Consider the following 14,337-nt stretch of genomic DNA (forward strand, 5'->3'; position numbering starts at 1 on the left):
ATGATCGGGGGAGCAGAATTGTCGCCCAAATCGCCTCCCACCCGGCAATACATTCGCTTCACGGCGGTCTGGCGGCAGGATGAATGCCCGGCAAGTGACTTGGGCGTCGGGTACATTCGTCGCACCCTAACACTTACAAGCGCTTGCACATCATGGCCCAAGGTATTCAGTTTCCCCTGCAAATGTCCTTCAAACTCATCGCCTTTGCACCGCAATTTCTGGTCAAGGACGCGCATAGCCAGCCGGTGGCGTATGTCAAACAAAAACTCTTCAAGCTCAAGGAAGCCATCACGGTTTTCACCGATGAAAAACAGGACCGGCAGCTCTACCAGATCAAGGCGGACCGGATTATCGATTTTTCAGCGCTTTATCACTTCACCGATACCCAGGGCGCGGCGCTGGGCGGCATCAAGCGTCGCGGCATGCGCTCCATGTGGAGAGCCGGTTTTGACGTGCAGGACAACGGCGTCACCCACTTCAGCATCAACGAGAAAAGCGTGATGACGCGTTTTCTTGACGGCCTATTCAGCCAGATTCCGGTGATCGGTATGTTTTCGGGCTACCTGTTCCATCCCGCCTACCAGGTGACGAGACCCGACGGCACCCTGGTGGCCGAGCTCACCAAGCAGCCCGCCCTGTTTGAGGGCCGGTTCACCGCCGAGCGGATGGCCCCCGTCAATGAACGCGAAGAGCAGCAGTTGTTGCTGTCCCTGATGACCGTGCTGCTGCTGGAACGCCTGCGCGGTTAACGCAGACGCCGGCGCAGGCAGCTACCCGTACCCGAAGCAGCGATGGACGACCCGGCCCACCCTGGCGATCCGGCGAATGCGGTTCTGTTCAGCGTCCAGCTGAACCCGGAAGGGGTGCATTTCAGCGCCTCGCCGTCCCTGCCGATCCTGCAATCGGCGCTCCAGGCCGGCGTGGCGATGGACAGTTCGTGCAGAAACGGCACCTGCCGCACCTGCATCCGCCGGCTGGCCAACGGGCAGGTGGCTTACCGCATCGAATGGCCGGGCCTGAGCGCCGAGGAAAAGCAGACGGGCTACATCCTGCCCTGTGTCGCGTACCCACTGTCGGATGTGGTGATCGGGCCAGGGGATTGAACTGGCGGGATCTGCCGTAGACCCACGGGAAAAGCCCCGGGCGACGCGGCGCCGTCGCCCAGCGCACGCTGCATCAGCACCGTGTCCACCCACTGGCCGAACTTGTAGCCGACACTGCCCAGCGTGCCGACACGGGCAAAGCCCAAAGCCTCGTGCACCCTGAGCGAGCCCGTGTTGGCGCTGTTGCCGACCACGCCCACCATTTGCCGGAAACCGCGCTGCTCGCACTGGCGGATCAGCTCACGCAGCAGGGCGCTGCCAATGCCGGACTGGCGCATGCCGGGCGCGACGTAAATCGAGTCTTCCACCGTATGGCGATAGGCCGGCCGCGAACGGTAGGCACTGCCATAGGCATACCCCACCACCTCTGCGTTGCGATGCGCCACCAGGTAGGGGTAGCCGCCCTGCAGGATGTCAGCGCGGCGCGAGAGCATCTGCGCGACGCTGGGCGGCTCCAGCTCAAACGTCGCCAGGTTAGTGGCCACGTAGTGCGCGTATATCGCCTGGATTGCCTCCATATGGCTTTCGGCACAGGGACCGATCACCAGGGAACCCCGAGTTTCAGAGGAAGGATCGGGGCGGGTGGCCTGGGGTATAGGTGTGAGGTGCATGCCGCTATGGTTGCGCAACGGCATGCATAAGTAAATATGTCAAAACTTATCAGATTGATTAGAATTTCTTTGCATGCTCAACCTGGACCACCTGCGCACCTACGCCCTCATCGTTGAAACCGGGAGCTTTTCCGGTGCGGCCGAAAGGCTGGGCCTTTCACAGCCCGCCGTCAGCCTGCAAATCAGGCAGCTGGAGCAGAAGCTGGGCGTGCGCCTGATCGAACGCGTGGCGCGCCGCGCAACGCCCACACCCGCAGGGCTTGACCTGATGGAAGAAATCCAGCATGTCAACACCGCCGTAGACGGCGTCATGGCCGCCATGGCTTCCCACTCCTCGAATGTGGCCGGCCGCATCACGCTGGGCATTGGCGCCACGGCCTGCCTTTATTTCCTGCCGCAAATCCTGCGCTCATTGAGGCTGCGGTTTCCCAATCTGAGCGTGGTGGTCAGCACGGGCAACACGGCCGACTTCGTCAAGGCGGTGGAAGGCAACATGCTGGACCTGGCGCTGGTCACGCTGCCCGTCAAACGGCGCGCGCTGGTGGTGACACCGTTGTTCAACGACGAGTTTGTGGCCATCGCACCCAAGCGTGATGCCGCCATGCCCGCCAGGATCACGCCGGCCGTACTGGCAAAGCGCGAGCTGGTGCTGTTCGAGCCGGCGGCCAATACCCGCGTGATCATCGACCAGTGGTTTCAGGATGCGGGCCACGCCCCCAAACCCATCATGGAACTGGGCAGCGTCGAAGCCATCAAGGAAATGGTGGCGGCCGGCCTGGGCTGCAGCATCCTGCCCGCAATGGCGGTCACCGGCCCGGGACAGCATGCCGAACTCGTGGTCCACCCGTTGTACCCACGGCTGCAAAGGACGCTGGCCTTGATCATGCGCAACGACAAACCGGTGAACAAGGCCCTGCACCAGGTGATTGCCGCCATTTCACAGCGGGCGGGCGCCGAGCCGCGCCAGCCGGGCTCCCGGCCTTCCCCGCAAAACAACAAGCTGTAGCACGCCTGTCAAACAACTGTGCAAGGATGGGCGGATGCTCCCTCCGCCACTGCCTCCGCCACTGAATAGCGCAGCCGACAGCCCACGCAGCTTTCACAGCCCCTACAGCCTCACGCCGGCGCGGGATGCGGCGGCCAGCTTTTCGGAGATGGAAGAGCTCAAGACAATTTTGCTGGCAGGCAGCGCGCACTTTGACGTGGCCGTTGTGGCCGAAGCGCATACTGCCGGCCCGTCTTTTCCGCTGTATGTGGCGGGCATCGGCTCCCGCGACCCTGCGGCGCCCGCGGTCGGTTTCTTCGGCGGCATCCATGGACTGGAACGCATCGGCACGCAGCTGGTTTTGCATTACATGCGGGCGTTGCTGTTTCGCCTGGAGTGGGACGAGTTGCTGCACCGGCAACTCGAAAAGATCCGGCTGGTGTTCATGCCCATCGTGAACCCCGGCGGCATGTGGGCGCACAAGCGCGCCAACCCCCAGGGCGTGGACCTGATGCGCAATGCCCCCCACAAGGCCGACGCCCGTGTGCCCTTCCTGGCCGGCGGGCAAACCGTGAGCCCCCGGCTTCCCTGGTACTGCGGAAGGCCCGGCATGCCGATGGAAGTGGAAAGCGCGGCCGTACTGCAAGTGGTGCGGGAACAACTGGCCAGCCGGCCCTTCAGCCTGGCACTGGACTGCCATTCGGGCTACGGCTTTGAGGACAGCCTGTGGTTTCCGTACGCCAGGACGCGCCGGCTGATGCCGCATCTGCCGGAGATGTTTGCACTGCGGACAATGCTGGAGCAATCGCACCCGCACCACGCCTACAGCTTCGAGCCGCAAAGCAACCAGTACCTGCTGCACGGCGACCTTTGGGACCATGCCTATGATCGCGCACCGGCGGAGAACATCTTTTTGCCGATGACGCTGGAGCTGGGCTCGTGGTTATGGATACGCAAGAACCCGCGCCAGCTGTTTTCGCGCCACGGCATTTTCAACCCTATCAAGGCGCACCGCACGCGGCGCGTACTGCGCCGCCATGCGGACCTGCTGGATTTCCTGACACGCGCTGCATTCTCCGCACCGCGCTGGCTGCCTTCGGGCGAACAGCGTGTGCAGCTCGCACGGCTTGCCGCGGCGCACTGGCGCCCGCGCAGGGTGGTGTGACATGACCTGGGTGTTGCTCAGGGGCCTGACCCGCGAAGCGCGGCACTGGGGAGATTTCCCGCTGCAGTTGCAGGAAGCCACAGGCCGCAGCCCCGGCCAGATCATCACGCTGGACCTGCCCGGCAATGGCAAATGGTGCGGGCAGCGCTCCCCACTTTCCGTGGAGGAAATGGTCGAGGCGGTGCGCCGGCAACTGGCGGCGCAGGGCGTACGGCCGCCCTACGCAGTGCTGGCGATGTCCCTGGGCGGCATGGCGGCGGCCAGTTGGGCACAACGCTACCCGGACGAAATTTCGCGGCTGGTGCTTGTCAACACCAGCATGCGGCCCCACGCACATTTTGCGCAGCGCCTGCGGCCCCGCAGTTGGCTGACACTGCTGGCGATGGCTTCGCACTGGCGGAACATTGATGCCGTGGAACAAAAAGTCCATGAACTCACCTGCAAGCGCCAGGAGCAAAGGCAGCAGGATCTCACGCAGTGGCGCTTCATCCGCCAAAGCGCACCTGTGAGCGCAGCCAACGCAGCGCGGCAATTATGGGCAGCCACCCGGTTCACCTGCGCACCTCTTGCACCGCGTTGCCCGGTGCTGGTCCTGTCTTCAGCCGGCGATGCCCTTGTCAACCCGGCCTGTTCCGCGCAGCTTGCCCATGCCTGGCAAACATCGCACCGGGAGCACCCCTGGGCAGGGCATGACCTGCCGCACGACGACCCGCGCTGGGTGTGCCAGCACGTGGCGCCATGGGACAACGCCTGCGCATGAATGGTTCCAGCCCTGCGGGCTGGGTGCCAGCGGGGCGGGACAAATAAGACCCGGCACGGGACAAAAACATCCCACCCCATCAGGCAACGCAGCGACTGGGTTGGGGTGATATTCCTCTTCGAACCCAAGGGACAAATTGGTCCCGCAGCTCCTGTTTTCTGCGCCAAATACCTTTTGGATTCATGCACTTGCACGCGCTGCTCACCTGGCACAGGGTTTGCGAACCTTTGCGGCAAAAGGAGCGCAGCCCACACCATGGCAGACCAAAGGATCAAACGGCACGTTTATCTTCCCGGCCTGGCGGCCTTCGACACCGGCCACCGCAAGGCAGCGGTGATGGAAATGGGACACACCGGTGCCAACAACGAGTTCAAACCAGGCACGGTTTTTGTCGACAACATCGAAGCCCAGCGTGCGGTGCGTGCGCACTACGAGGAACGCCATGCCAGCGTGATGGACAAGCTGCTCGCCGGCAACCTGACGATTCCGCAAAAGCAGCAACTGCAGCGCGAATACCGCGGTTTGAGCTCAGCGATCCGCAACGTCAGGGTCGTGCAGCCCGGCATGGCGCCGTACAACAACCGGGAAAACGGCCCCGCCGATGTTCTGTTCGTCAAGGGCCATGGCAGCCCGCGCAATCCCAACTCCATCACCACCGTGGCAACGCCCGTGGACGAAGACGAACACCACCCGCCGGGCCTGTTCGAGCAGGCAACAAAGGTCAACATCAAGCGCGGCTACAAGATGACGCACACGGCGCAGGACATTGGGACTGCGGTGCACAATATTGCCAATTCCGTGAACAGCCCGGGCCTGGACGTCCGGCTGACATCCTGTGGCAGCGCCGGTACGGTGTCGCGCGACCACGTGGCCATCGGCCCGCGCAATTTGGCCCAGACCTTTGCCGGGCAGGTTTCTGCCACGCTGGATGCCCAGCACGCCGATCCGCGTGTACGCGTCAGCGGGTTCCAGGGCGACAGCAACTCCACATTGCCCAGCCGGCAGGGCGCCGACGATGGTTTCGTCACGAAGATCAAGGAAAAACCCGAAAACCCCAACAACCTGCACCACTTTGTCGATGCCATGGAACGGCAGACAGCCAAGCTCGGGCCCTTGCATGAAGCACTTGAACCCATCAAGCAACCCCTGCGTGAAGTGGCGGTGGCGACCAGGCTGAAAGCAAACTTGCCGATGCCCCCGATAGCGTCCCTTGGTGTCGCACCTGCAATGCATGCAAATATGCGGCCTTTCACCAAAATTGTGACCACCGACAACGTCAATACCCAGCGCGTGGCGACCGGGACCCGGACGGCCGCGCTGACACCGATTGACAGGCACTAGGGCGGCACCACGTCCTCCGGGTCCTGCACTTCTTGTAGCGCCAAGGTAACCAGCAACTGAGGTTTGACAAGACTGGGGCTTTTAGGCGCCACCGGATGCCTTCGTGACGGCCCTGGTGCAAAATCGGCTGTCTCCCGTCGACACCATGAACAAGCCCAACCCACCTGCTGCCAGCACAGCGCTACACGACACTGCGGCGGCCGAGCCACTTGCAGGTGCCACCACCCGCCGCAACCGGCGCATCTGGGCATTGGCGCTGGGCACCACCGCCGCCATCTGGCAACTGGATCCCGCCCTGACTGAAATGGCGGAAATGATCGGCATGATTGCCTGTGCCGGCAACAAGACGCTGGCCAGGGACGCCATCATGCAGATGCGGGCGAAAGCGGACGCGCTGCGCGCGCAGATTCCCCCCTTGCCGGGCAGCGCATTGACCAAGGTTGTGCGGCGCGCGGAAGCAGCCTGCGGTGCAGTGCTGGACAAAGGCGTGCGTGTGAAGGAAGTGCAGACCAGCTGGGACCATTTTTTGGCCTGTGTCCGCGCGCTGCAAGACCCCCGCAAGTAGGGCCGCAAGCCCGGCTGCCGTCAGCCGTGCGACTCACTCCAGGGACTTTTGCAGCGGGTCCACCGCGCCCAGCGTCCCGTCAATTTCACCTGTTTTTCATCTGATGTGTTTTTTGGGAGCGCAACTGATGCTGACACCGGCCGCCCATGTGCGGCATGATGGCCCCATGAACCCAAGATTTTTCCCACGCTTTTGCAAGCGTGTGCTGGCCGCGCGGCTGTTGTGGGCCGGCCCGGCATTTGCCATGGCCGTTGCCGCCCAGGCAGCTCCGCCGCCGTTTGAAGACACCATCGCGCAGCGCACCATGGCCTGCACGGCTTGCCACGGGCCCCAGGGCCGGGCAGCTCCCGACGGCTACTACCCGCGCCTGGCGGGAAAACCGGCGGGCTACCTGTACAACCAGCTGCTGAACTTTCGCGACGGGCGCCGCCACTACGGTCTCATGACGCAGCTGATCGAACCGCTCAGCGACACCTACCTGATGGAGATCGCGCAGTACTTCTCCCAGCTCGAAGTCCCCTATCCCGCACCCCTGCCCGCTGCCGCATCACCCGAGGCCATGCGCCATGGACAGCAGTTGGTCATGCAGGGCGACGCTGCGCGCCGGCTACCGGCCTGCGTGCAATGCCACGGCCAGGCCATGACCGGCGTGGCGCCTGCCATTCCGGGCCTGCTGGGGCTGCCACGTGACTACCTCAATGCACAGCTGGGTGCCTGGAAGGCCGGCCAGCGCCACGCGCACGCGCCGGACTGCATGAAAAATGTGGTGGAAAAACTCACCCTGGAAGACATCAATGCCGTCGCCAGCTGGGTGGCGGCGCAGCCCCTGCCGGCGAGCACCAAACCAGCCACCACGCTGCCCGCGCTCGCACCCGGCGCCGTGGTCATTACCTGCGGTAGCGCAGCAGACATGCCCACTGTGCCGGCTTCGCCCACCAGGAAATTGCAAAAATGAAGACCCTCCTCAAATGGGCGGTGGGCCTTTCCACCCTGGCAGCCGCCGCGGTTTTACTGGTATGGGCGCTGAATGTGCGCGACGAAGTCGACGTGAAGGCGCCTGTGGCTACCGCGGCCCCCAGCGACAGCCTGATTGCCCGGGGCGCCTACCTGGCGCGCGCCGGCAACTGCCAGACCTGCCACACCGTGCAGGGCGGCCAGGCCTATGCGGGCGGGCGCGGCATCGCCACGCCGTTTGGCACAGTGTTCACCTCCAACCTCACGCCTGACGACAAAACCGGCATCGGCAGCTGGTCATCCGCCCATTTCTGGCGCGCCATGCACAACGGCCGCTCCAAAAACGGCCGCCTGCTCTACCCGGCCTTCCCCTACACCAGCTACACACAGGTCACGCGCGAAGACTCCGATGCGCTGTTTGCCTACCTGCGCAGCCTGCCCGCTGCGGTGCAGCCCAACCAGTCCCATGCGCTGCGCTTTCCTTACCAGTCGCAGGCAGCGCTTGCAGTGTGGCGCGCCCTGTATTTCAGCCCCGGTGCATACCAACCGGACGCCGCACGCAGTGCCGACTGGAACCGCGGGGCCTACCTGGTCAAGGGCCTGGGTCATTGTGCGGCCTGCCACACCGCACGCAATGCGCTGGGCGCCAGCGACGCGGGGCTGGACCTGGCCGGCGGGCTGATCCCCATGCAGAACTGGTATGCGCCCTCATTGACCTCGCCGTATGAAGCGGGCGTGAGCGACTGGGACAGGCAGCACATCGTGAGCCTTCTGAAAAACGGCGTCTCACCACGCGCCTCGGTCACCGGCCCCATGGCGGAAGTCGTTCAGCGCAGCACGCAGTATTTGAGCGATGCCGATCTCGGCGCGATGGCGCAGTTCCTGAAAGAGCTGCCGCCCACACACACCACGTCCCCGGAGCCGGCCACCATCAAGACTCAGGGCGAGTCTGTGGAACGCGCCGCCAAGCTGTACGAACAGCACTGCGCCCAGTGCCACGGTGCCAGGGGCGAAGGAATCGCCAATGCCTACCCGGCGCTGGCAGGCAATCGCGCCGTCACCATGAGCCAGGCCGTGAACCTGGTGCAGATCGTGCTCAATGGCGGCTACGCACCAGCCACCACGGGCAACCCGCGCCCCTTTGGCATGCCGCCCTTCGTATTGGTGCTGAACGACGCCGATATGGCGCTGGTGCTGACGCATGTCCGCCAGTCATGGGGCAATAGGGCGAGTGAAATCACGCCGGTGGAAGTGAACCGGATACGGGCGAATACGGGGCGGTAGACGAATCACTGCGCTTCGTTGCGAAGCGGGGCGCAATGGTCGTCCTTTGAATACAACAGGACCCGGGCCGCCAGCGCCTTTCATCTGCAGGACAGCGGCCTGCCAGCTACACACCTAAAATCACCTGCAGTGTGCAGCCCCCGCTTCTGTTGATCTGGTTCATGGCGGAACTGCACCGCAACCGAAAGAGCGCATGTCGGCAGTCGTTGAAACCTGGTTTGGTGAGGCCTTCGCACAACTGCACCCGTTGCTGCAGGAACTCCATCGGTCTGGAGGCACGCTCTCAGGCACAGTCGAGGTTCGCCTGGGCACCGGCCTTGCCGGTTGGGCGGGCCGGCGGCTTGCGCAAAAACTTGGTGTCCCGCCTTGCGACGGAACTGCATCGATGAGCGTTTCCATCTTCAGCACTGACACCGAGCTTCATTGGAACCGTACCTTCAATGGAACCTCCACGTTTGCCTCAACCTTCACGCCGACAGGTCGTTATCCATCGGGTTACTGGGTCGAGTCATCGGGCCTGCTTCGCCTCAACCTGGGTGTTTCCATTGTCAATGGCGGCTGGGTCTGGCGTCCCATCGGAGGCCGGCTAGCGGGCGTTCCATTCCCTCTTTGGCTCCTGCCTCGCACGGCCGCATCGAAGTGCATCGACAACGGTCAGTATCAGTTCAACGTGGAAGTCGGCCTCCCATTGCTCGGTACAGTGCTCTCCTATAGCGGGAACCTGTCGTCTGAGCCTCTCATGTGAAAGCGTAGGTGGCTAGATGCATCCAGCCGGATCGAAAGTCGTACTCATATCCTTCAACGGTGCCCGGTGCGCGCCTGAAGATTGTCACCCTGCCGAGAACTATTGGCTCCTGATAGGGACCCGGGGAACCATCGCAGGTCCGGTAAACGCAAACGGCCGCGTGCTGGTCACGTTCGATATCCCGGTGAGTGAAGTGGGCCTGACATGCCACAACCCCACACCCAACAGCCTCTACATTCTGGAAACCGACCTTGCGCATTCCCAATAAATTGTTCATGCGTCGCAACAACAGCAGGCATCGTGCAGCATCACAGTCAATGCGTCCGTTCATTTTTAAATCAGGCCTTGATCATGCATTCACTACCACTTGCCAATGCCGTCCCTGAGAACGAAGACAAGGAGAAAATTGCGCAGCAGGCGCGCCAGAAGTTCTCAGGCTCGCTGGCGAACGACACTCAATGGAACGAGCTGATCACATACGTGCGCGGCCTTGAATGGAGACCTTCGTATCGCTCGAAGTGGGTCAACGGCCACATTTCGGGCTGGGATGTCGAATGGTTTTATCACCTGCCCTACCCGTTTGTGGGCGTGGAGTGGTTTGACATCGGCTTGCATGGCGAACTCCGCACGGGCCGCCTTCTTGCGCCAAAGATCATTGACTATTCGCCTGTGTTTCTCGGAAGGTTGAAAGAGATCGGCTTCGATTTTGAATACAGAGACGGTGTGGCCAGAATCTGGGGCTATTACCCAAAATCATATGAAGATTTTCCGCTTGGCACATCTGCTTAGTTCTTACGCCATGGATCCACACCACACCCGAATTACGTTGGCCTCAATATGACTCCTCAACAGAAAAAACGTCTCAGCTACCTGAAAGACCGTCGAAATACCTACGGCGAAAATAGCAAGGCTTCGCGCAAAGGAATACCGCTTTCCAAGGCGAGAGGCATCCGGTCTGAGCGACACGCGCAAGACCACAAACTGGCGCAAGTAGTGCGGACTGTTGACCCAGAACAACTCGACGCGCTTGAGAACCAGGTGCGCTCTACCAAGCCACGCCACTGGCGCAAATCTGCGGACGACCCATTGGGTGAAGTGCTGGGCAGTCGAAAGAGCCGGCGGGCGGTTCGAGCCAGCGTGAAAGCTAGTGATTGACCATCTTGTCCCGCCGCGACAACGACGGAAACAGCCTGAACCACGCCGCAGCCACCAGCAGCGTACCCACCCCACCCGCCACCACCGAGCCCACCGGCCCCAGCAGCGCAGCAGTGGCGCCTGATTCAAACTCACCAAGCTGGTTGGACGCACCGATGAATACCGAGTTGACGGCGCTGACGCGGCCGCGCATTTCGTTGGGGGTTTCGATCTGCACCAGTGTCTGGCGCACCACCACGCTGACCATGTCGGCACCGCCCGAGACGGCCAGCACCAGCAGCGACAGCACAAAACTGGTCGACAGGCCAAACACCACCATGCACACGCCGTACAGGGCGACTGCTGACAGCATGGTCGGCCCGACGCGTCGCTCCAGCGGCCAGCGTGTCAGCACCGCGGACGTCAACAGGGCGCCGACCGCAGGGGCGCCGCGCAGCAGGCCCAGGCCCCAGGGCCCGACGTGCAGGATGTCTTTGGCGAACATGGGCAGCAAGGCCGTGGCGCCGCCCAGCAGCACGGCAAAAAGATCCAGCGACGCAGCGCCCAGCAGGGCCTTGCGCTGCCATACAAACTCCACGCCGGCCAGCAGCGTGCGCAGCGTCACCGGCTCGCGCGGCGGCGGCGCGTGGTCATAGCGCAGCACCGCGATCAGCACGCAGCCGGTGGCAAAGAGGAAGGCGCAGGTGGCATACACCGCCGTGGCGCCGGCCACAAAAATCACGCCACCTAGCGCCGGCCCGCCTATGACCGCCGCCTGCATGCCGGCCGAGCTGAAAGCCATGGCGCGCGGCAGCATGGCAGGCGGCACCAGCACCGGGGTGAGCGATTGCTGCGCGGGCATCTGGAAGGCGCGGGCCACGCCCAGCATGACCGATACCGCCAGCAACAGCTCGCGCGAAACCCAGCTGTGGTGCATTCCCCCAACTTGCCAGCCTTGCGTGGCCGCCACCAGGATCATCGCCACCGTGGCCTGCGTCACCAGGCAGGCCGCGATGATGCGCCCGCGGTGAGCCCGGTCGGCGACATGCCCGGCCACCAGCGTCAGCAACAAGGCCGGCACAAACTGGTACAGCCCCACCAGGCCAAGGTCCCAGGCGCTGCCGGTCAATTCGTACATCTGCCAGCCCACGGCGACCATCAGCATCTGGTTGCCTGTGGTGGCAAAAATCCGGGCGAACCACATGCGCATGTAGGCACGCTGGTGGGTGAGTTCCTTGAATGAGTGTGTCGGCATGCGGCCCGAAGCTTAACAGTGCCGTACCCGCAAGGTGTGGCACGGGGCTACTCTTGAGGGAACGCCTTCAGTGGCTGTAATGCTATTGATTTAATAGCTGCTTGCGCACGTCCTGCCTGGCTAAACCAGTATTCCCGCATCGTCTCATTCGCAGGCACGACGGCCGTGCCCGGAACTGAACCGATTTCGCCCGAACCGGGGGAGAAGCCCGATAAGCCCGCCTGCTGGCCTGAAAATTAGGCCATTGGCTTTAAGTGGGTGGCCGTTTTAGGCGAAACAGGCAGTTAACATGGCGACATAACAGGGCCACCCTGGCACCAGGAGGAAGAAGTTATGCACCGAATCGTCATAGTGGGCGGAGGCGCCGGAGGGCTGGCGCTGGCCACGCAACTGGGCAAACGCCTGGGCAAAAAGGGCCTGGCCGAGGTCACCCTGGTCGACGCCGCCCGCACCCATGTCTGGAAACCGCTGCTGCACCAGCTGGCCGCAGGCAGTTTTGACACCCACGCCGAAGAAATTGAATACCTCGCACAGGCCCGCTGGAACCATTTCAAGTTCCGCCTGGGGAGCCTGACCGGCGTGGACCGCCAGAACAAAACCCTGCAGCTGGCCGCCAGCCATGACGAAGCCGGCCGCGAGATCACACCGGCCCAGCAACTGGCCTACGACACACTGGTGATTGCCGTGGGCAGCCAGACCAACGACTTCGGCACACCCGGTGCGGCCGAACACACCATCAAGCTGGACAGCCCGCAAGCTGCCAAGCGCTTTAACGACCGCCTGATCAACGCCTGCATTCGCGCGCAAACCGTGCCGCGCGTGGCGGGTAGCGGCCGTCTGACGGTGGCGATCGTGGGCGGCGGCGCCACCGGGGTGGAGCTGGCCGCCGAGCTGCATGCCGCAGCACGGGTGCTGGCCAACTACGGCTTTGATCACATCCACCCCGAAAAAGACCTGCAGATCGTGCTCGTCGAAGCCGCGCCGCGCCTGCTGGCCCAGTTGCCCGAGCGACTGAGCGAATCGGCCATGCGCGAGCTGCGCAAGCTGGCCATCGAAGTGCACACCAATGAAAAGGTGGTGGAAGTCACGGCCGACAGCCTGAAGATGGCCAGCGGCAAGGTCATTTCATCGAGCATCACGGTGTGGGCCGCCGGCGTAAAAGCCTCCGACTTTCTACGGACCCTGGGCGATGGCAACCCGCTGGAAACCAACAGGCTCAACCAGCTGGTGGTGAACGGAAACCTGCAAAGCGCGGGCGACACAAACATCTATGCCTTTGGCGACTGCGCGGCATGCCAGCAACCCGACGGCACCTGGGTACCACCGCGAGCCCAGGCCGCCTACCAGCAGGCCATGTACCTGACGCGCTCGCTCTCCGACCTGATCGCCGGCAAGCCGGTGGCGCCCTTCGTCTTCAAAGACCAGGGTTCGCTGGTGTCACTGTCGGAATACTCCTCCGTCGGCAGCCTGATGGGCAGCCTCACCAAGGGCAGCTTCTTTATTGAAGGCCAGCTGGCCAAGTTCATGTACTGGGGCCTGCACAAGCAGCACCAGCTGGCGCTGGGCGGCTTCAAGAAAACCGCGCTGATCACCCTGTCTGAAATGCTGGACCGGACCTATCGCCCGCGCATCAAGTTGCATTGATAATCGGGGCATCACCCTCGCAATTTTTATCAACTTCACTCAACCCAACGGAGAAAACCATGGCAAAAGGACAGCAAAACAACAACAAGATGGTCAAGAAGCCGAAGAAGGACACCTCACCACCCAAGACGGTGTCTCCCGACGCGGTGCGCCCGACCATCGTGACGCAGGTACCACTGCGCGGCAAGCTGAAGAACAAATAAAGCCTTGATGGCCGGCTCTGGCGATTCGCCTGAAAATTTGCGGGAAGAAGTCCCGGCTGCTGCTACCGCACAGCCGGGCAATCCGCTGCACGGCGTCAAACTGGAAACGATCGTCACTGCGCTGTCTGATCACTACGGCTGGGAAGAGCTCGGCCAGCGCATCAACATCCGCTGCTTCACCAGCGATCCCAGCGTGGCGTCCAGCCTGAAATTTTTGCGCAAGACGCCCTGGGCGCGCGAGAAGGTTGAAAGCCTTTACCTATTCATGCTGCGGGAAGTCAAGCGCAGCAGCCCGCCGGTTCACAACTTCCCGCCGCCTAAAGCCAAGCACCAGCCCTAGAGGGGATTGGCGAACAGGAGCATCATGGCGATGCCCACACCGATCAGGAAGTTGGCATCGATCAGGCCGGCCAGCAGAAACATCTTGACCTGCAGCGGCTCCATCATTTCGGGCTGGCGCACGGCACCTTCCAGAAATCGCCCGCCCATCGCCCCTATGCCCAGGCAGGCGCCAATGGCGCCCAGGCCGATGATCAATCCACATGCAATGGCAATGGCACCTGCGTCAGTCATGATGTCTTCTCCTTG

The 14,337-nt window shown here is 62.9% G+C and carries 17 protein-coding genes; 14 read left to right on the forward strand and 3 right to left on the reverse strand.

The window, feature by feature from the left end; genetic code table 11:
- The first annotated feature begins 152 nt into the window (after positions 1-152).
- Positions 153-749: a hypothetical protein gene (locus tag ACXJKE_RS03605; protein WP_457279198.1), complete on the forward strand. Its 597-nt coding sequence runs from the start codon at positions 153-155 to the stop codon at positions 747-749.
- Positions 750-791: 42 nt separating this feature from the next.
- Complete coding sequence (locus ACXJKE_RS03610; protein WP_457279199.1) at positions 792-1,103, forward strand: 2Fe-2S iron-sulfur cluster-binding protein; 312 nt, start codon at positions 792-794, stop codon at positions 1,101-1,103.
- Here the strand turns inward: ACXJKE_RS03610 and ACXJKE_RS03615 are convergent.
- Positions 1,043-1,738 (reverse strand): N-acetyltransferase family protein, encoded by a 696-nt coding sequence (locus ACXJKE_RS03615; RefSeq protein WP_457279200.1) that lies wholly within the window; start codon positions 1,736-1,738, stop codon positions 1,043-1,045. The two genes, ACXJKE_RS03610 and ACXJKE_RS03615, sit on opposite strands and share 61 nt — an antisense overlap.
- A 49-nt stretch (positions 1,739-1,787) precedes the next feature.
- On the opposite strand from ACXJKE_RS03615, the gene ACXJKE_RS03620 reads away from it, so the two are divergent.
- From ACXJKE_RS03620 to ACXJKE_RS03660, 9 genes are all read left to right on the forward strand, one after another.
- Positions 1,788-2,720, forward strand: a complete 933-nt coding sequence (locus tag ACXJKE_RS03620; RefSeq protein ID WP_457279201.1) for a LysR family transcriptional regulator — start codon at positions 1,788-1,790, stop codon at positions 2,718-2,720.
- A gap of 148 nt (positions 2,721-2,868) precedes the next feature.
- Positions 2,869-3,864, forward strand: coding sequence for a M14 family zinc carboxypeptidase (locus ACXJKE_RS03625; protein WP_457279786.1), 996 nt, complete (start codon positions 2,869-2,871; stop codon positions 3,862-3,864).
- A 1-nt stretch (position 3,865) separates the two neighbouring features.
- Positions 3,866-4,624 carry an alpha/beta fold hydrolase gene (locus tag ACXJKE_RS03630; RefSeq protein ID WP_457279202.1) on the forward strand — a complete coding sequence of 253 codons (759 nt, stop codon included), beginning with the start codon at positions 3,866-3,868 and terminating at the stop codon, positions 4,622-4,624.
- Positions 4,625-4,879: 255 nt separating this feature from the next.
- Positions 4,880-5,965 (forward strand): hypothetical protein, encoded by a 1,086-nt coding sequence (locus ACXJKE_RS03635; protein ID WP_457279203.1) that lies wholly within the window; start codon positions 4,880-4,882, stop codon positions 5,963-5,965.
- Positions 5,966-6,110: 145 nt separating this feature from the next.
- The gene (locus ACXJKE_RS03640) at positions 6,111-6,530 is read left to right on the forward strand and encodes a hypothetical protein (protein WP_457279204.1); all 420 of its coding nucleotides are present in this window, start codon (positions 6,111-6,113) and stop codon (positions 6,528-6,530) included.
- Between the two features lie 166 nt (positions 6,531-6,696).
- A complete protein-coding gene (locus ACXJKE_RS03645) occupies positions 6,697-7,485 on the forward strand; it encodes a c-type cytochrome (RefSeq protein WP_457279205.1) in 789 nt (262 codons plus the stop codon).
- A complete protein-coding gene (locus ACXJKE_RS03650; protein ID WP_457279206.1) occupies positions 7,482-8,768 on the forward strand; it encodes a c-type cytochrome in 1,287 nt (428 codons plus the stop codon). The genes ACXJKE_RS03645 and ACXJKE_RS03650 overlap by 4 nt, the downstream gene beginning before the upstream one ends.
- 193 nt (positions 8,769-8,961) lie before the next feature.
- Positions 8,962-9,513 carry a DUF4166 domain-containing protein gene (locus tag ACXJKE_RS03655; RefSeq protein WP_457279207.1) on the forward strand — a complete coding sequence of 184 codons (552 nt, stop codon included), beginning with the start codon at positions 8,962-8,964 and terminating at the stop codon, positions 9,511-9,513.
- 351 nt (positions 9,514-9,864) lie between these two features.
- On the forward strand, positions 9,865-10,302 hold the full coding sequence (locus tag ACXJKE_RS03660; protein WP_457279208.1) for a DUF6678 family protein: 438 nt from the start codon (positions 9,865-9,867) through the stop codon (positions 10,300-10,302).
- 355 nt (positions 10,303-10,657) lie between these two features.
- Here the strand turns inward: ACXJKE_RS03660 and ACXJKE_RS03665 are convergent, their stop codons facing one another.
- A complete protein-coding gene (locus ACXJKE_RS03665) occupies positions 10,658-11,902 on the reverse strand; it encodes an MFS transporter (RefSeq protein ID WP_457279209.1) in 1,245 nt (414 codons plus the stop codon).
- Between the two features lie 333 nt (positions 11,903-12,235).
- Here ACXJKE_RS03665 and ACXJKE_RS03670 point away from each other — a divergent pair, with 333 nt between their 5' ends.
- From ACXJKE_RS03670 to ACXJKE_RS03680, 3 genes are read left to right on the forward strand one after another with little or no spacing between them, the layout of a single operon-like run.
- Complete coding sequence (locus tag ACXJKE_RS03670; protein ID WP_457279210.1) at positions 12,236-13,546, forward strand: NAD(P)/FAD-dependent oxidoreductase; 1,311 nt, start codon at positions 12,236-12,238, stop codon at positions 13,544-13,546.
- 59 nt (positions 13,547-13,605) lie between these two features.
- On the forward strand, positions 13,606-13,749 hold the full coding sequence (locus tag ACXJKE_RS03675) for a hypothetical protein (RefSeq protein WP_164483755.1): 144 nt from the start codon (positions 13,606-13,608) through the stop codon (positions 13,747-13,749).
- Positions 13,750-13,756: 7 nt separating this feature from the next.
- Complete coding sequence (locus tag ACXJKE_RS03680) at positions 13,757-14,089, forward strand: VF530 family protein (RefSeq protein ID WP_457279211.1); 333 nt, start codon at positions 13,757-13,759, stop codon at positions 14,087-14,089.
- Here ACXJKE_RS03680 and atpE read toward each other — a convergent pair.
- Positions 14,086-14,322: a F0F1 ATP synthase subunit C gene (atpE, locus tag ACXJKE_RS03685; RefSeq protein WP_007868318.1), complete on the reverse strand. Its 237-nt coding sequence runs from the start codon at positions 14,320-14,322 to the stop codon at positions 14,086-14,088. The two genes, ACXJKE_RS03680 and atpE, sit on opposite strands and share 4 nt — an antisense overlap.
- Positions 14,323-14,337 lie beyond the last annotated feature (15 nt).

This window comes from Polaromonas sp. P5_D5 (assembly GCF_054049435.1).

Excerpts from the sequence above, each read along its gene's own strand:
- ACXJKE_RS03620 (WP_457279201.1), top strand. The coding sequence starts at position 1,788 with ATGCTCAACCTGGACCACCTGCGCACCTACGCCCTCATCGTTGAAACC.
- ACXJKE_RS03605 (WP_457279198.1), top strand. The coding sequence starts at position 153 with ATGGCCCAAGGTATTCAGTTTCCCCTGCAAATGTCCTTCAAACTCATC.
- ACXJKE_RS03670 (WP_457279210.1), top strand. The coding sequence starts at position 12,236 with ATGCACCGAATCGTCATAGTGGGCGGAGGCGCCGGAGGGCTGGCGCTG.
- atpE (WP_007868318.1), bottom strand. The coding sequence starts at position 14,322 with ATGACTGACGCAGGTGCCATTGCCATTGCATGTGGATTGATCATCGGC.
- ACXJKE_RS03615 (WP_457279200.1), bottom strand. The coding sequence starts at position 1,738 with ATGCCGTTGCGCAACCATAGCGGCATGCACCTCACACCTATACCCCAG.
- ACXJKE_RS03680 (WP_457279211.1), top strand. The coding sequence starts at position 13,757 with ATGGCCGGCTCTGGCGATTCGCCTGAAAATTTGCGGGAAGAAGTCCCG.
- ACXJKE_RS03610 (WP_457279199.1), top strand. The coding sequence starts at position 792 with ATGGACGACCCGGCCCACCCTGGCGATCCGGCGAATGCGGTTCTGTTC.
- ACXJKE_RS03635 (WP_457279203.1), top strand. The coding sequence starts at position 4,880 with ATGGCAGACCAAAGGATCAAACGGCACGTTTATCTTCCCGGCCTGGCG.
- ACXJKE_RS03660 (WP_457279208.1), top strand. The coding sequence starts at position 9,865 with ATGCATTCACTACCACTTGCCAATGCCGTCCCTGAGAACGAAGACAAG.
- ACXJKE_RS03640 (WP_457279204.1), top strand. The coding sequence starts at position 6,111 with ATGAACAAGCCCAACCCACCTGCTGCCAGCACAGCGCTACACGACACT.
- ACXJKE_RS03655 (WP_457279207.1), top strand. The coding sequence starts at position 8,962 with ATGTCGGCAGTCGTTGAAACCTGGTTTGGTGAGGCCTTCGCACAACTG.
- ACXJKE_RS03650 (WP_457279206.1), top strand. The coding sequence starts at position 7,482 with ATGAAGACCCTCCTCAAATGGGCGGTGGGCCTTTCCACCCTGGCAGCC.
- ACXJKE_RS03625 (WP_457279786.1), top strand. The coding sequence starts at position 2,869 with ATGGAAGAGCTCAAGACAATTTTGCTGGCAGGCAGCGCGCACTTTGAC.
- ACXJKE_RS03665 (WP_457279209.1), bottom strand. The coding sequence starts at position 11,902 with ATGCCGACACACTCATTCAAGGAACTCACCCACCAGCGTGCCTACATG.
- ACXJKE_RS03645 (WP_457279205.1), top strand. The coding sequence starts at position 6,697 with ATGAACCCAAGATTTTTCCCACGCTTTTGCAAGCGTGTGCTGGCCGCG.
- ACXJKE_RS03675 (WP_164483755.1), top strand. The coding sequence starts at position 13,606 with ATGGCAAAAGGACAGCAAAACAACAACAAGATGGTCAAGAAGCCGAAG.
- ACXJKE_RS03630 (WP_457279202.1), top strand. The coding sequence starts at position 3,866 with ATGACCTGGGTGTTGCTCAGGGGCCTGACCCGCGAAGCGCGGCACTGG.